This is a genomic window from Rubrivirga sp. (assembly GCF_049648075.1).
Classification (GTDB): domain Bacteria; phylum Bacteroidota; class Rhodothermia; order Rhodothermales; family Rubricoccaceae; genus Rubrivirga.
The window spans coordinates 1-1,662 of the sequence record NZ_JBARYR010000478.1 but is presented as its reverse complement, the minus strand read 5'-3'; the positions used below and the strand labels follow the sequence as shown (position 1 = coordinate 1,662).

At 56.0% G+C, this 1,662-nt stretch carries 3 protein-coding genes; 2 read left to right on the top strand and 1 reads right to left on the bottom strand.

The features are described 5' to 3' along the window. Positions 1-253: LysR substrate-binding domain-containing protein (locus tag WBA11_RS13570; protein ID WP_424521208.1), on the top strand; the 253-nt coding region annotated here is incomplete at its 5' end. 267 nt (positions 254-520) lie between these two features. Here the strand turns inward: WBA11_RS13570 and WBA11_RS13565 are convergent. Beyond that, positions 521-850, bottom strand: a complete 330-nt coding sequence (locus tag WBA11_RS13565; protein WP_424521207.1) for an ArsR/SmtB family transcription factor — start codon at positions 848-850, stop codon at positions 521-523. A gap of 118 nt (positions 851-968) precedes the next feature. Here WBA11_RS13565 and WBA11_RS13560 point away from each other — a divergent pair. Beyond that, positions 969-1,662, top strand: a 694-nt coding sequence (locus WBA11_RS13560) for a succinylglutamate desuccinylase/aspartoacylase family protein (protein WP_424521206.1), incomplete at its 3' end; no start/stop codon positions are given.

Below are 1,662 nucleotides of genomic sequence, written 5' to 3'. Positions count from 1 at the left end.
AAGCTACATCTCCGCCGCTCGCGCAGGCCTCGGCATCGTCCAGATTCCGGCCTTCGACGCGAAAGACATGCTGCAGTCGGGAGAACTGGTCCGACTGCTGCCAGACCTCCAAGCGCCAACCATGCAGCTCTCGCTACTCTACGCCCGCCGCCGTAACGTCCCCGCCCGCATAGAAGGTTTCCACGATTGGATCACGAGCCTGCTGCGTAAGCCGCTCGAAAGAGGTAGAGCACAAATCGCTGAGCGACGTTGAATGACCGCTTTGGTGCTTCCGGGTTCTACATGCGAACGGCAGTTAATGGCCGCGAGTGCTGGTTTGGGCCACCTACAGTTCGCACCCGCATAGGTTTGCTTCTAACTTTCCGTACCGTCTGAAAACGCATGCCAGAAAGAATGTAGTCGGTCGGATTCAACCAGCTAAATTCGGTCCGTGGCATTTCCACGTTCACATATCTCGAGGTCAAAGTTCCGGATAGGATCAATAGTCGATCAGACCTGTTTGAATTCTGGATCGTTGATCTTAAGCAGACTTCGGCAACGTAATAATCTCCGGGCAGTTCTCCAGCCGTCCACCGCAGCAATCTGCGATCAAAAACTGGACGAGCGCGTTTACGCTACCAAGATTGGCAGAATAGTGAATTTCACGTTGATAACGGGTCGCCGTGAGAACGCCAGCGCGTTTGAGAATGGACAGGTGGCCCGACAACGTTGACGGTTTGGTGCCCAACTGTCGTGAAATCTCCAACGCGGGGAGCCCTTCCGGACCGACCCTGACAAGCAGGCGGAAGGCGTCCAACCGCGTTGGTTGCGCAAGGGCTGCGAAGGCGTCGATAGCACCGGCTTGATCCATAATTCGGTATTGCCCGAACTATTGCAGCTTGACTAGCTCCATAGCCCGGCCTAGCCCAACATCACTTCGGCATTTGCCGAAATGAGGGTTGGAGAACGTGCGGTTGACGGGCACATCAGTGATATCCGAAATTGATCTTGAGGCGACCGGCAAACAATCGGGATACCTGCGAATCCCTCATTCCGTACATCGTTCGGCGTATGGCTGGATACCGATCCCGATTACCTGCATCAAAAATGACGATGGCCCCACGCTCGTGATCATGGCTGGCAATCATGGCGACGAATACGAAGGGCAGATCGCCGTGTCGGACCTTGCTCGCACGCTTTTAGCCGAAGATATACGCGGACGTTTGGTCCTGTTGCCTATGGTCAATGGTCCAGCAGCCGAGGCGGGCCTGCGGGTCTCTCCCATCGACAACGGGAACCTCAACCGCATGTTTCCCGGCAACGCTACAGGCGGCCCCACAGACATGATCGCGCATTATGTCGAAGAGGTCCTGATGCCCTTGGCCGACTACTCGGTTGATTTGCATTCAGGTGGAAGTTCGCTTTTTTACCCGCCGACTTTACTAAGAGGGCAAGGGCATAGTGCAGATGAAACCCGGGCATTGCTACAACTGCAGCGTGCATTCGATCTGCCCTACGCGTGGGTTTTTACAAGCGGAGGCGGTCTGAAGAGCACAGCACGCACGGCCATGGGCGCGGCGAACCGGAAGGGCGTTATCAACGTGATGGCCGAGCTTGGCGGCGGCAATGAAGTTTCTTCTGAAATCTTGAACCGCACCAGGAGGGGTTTGCGCCGTGTTCTGC

Excerpts from the sequence above, each read along its gene's own strand:
- WBA11_RS13565 (WP_424521207.1), bottom strand. The coding sequence starts at position 850 with ATGGATCAAGCCGGTGCTATCGACGCCTTCGCAGCCCTTGCGCAACCA.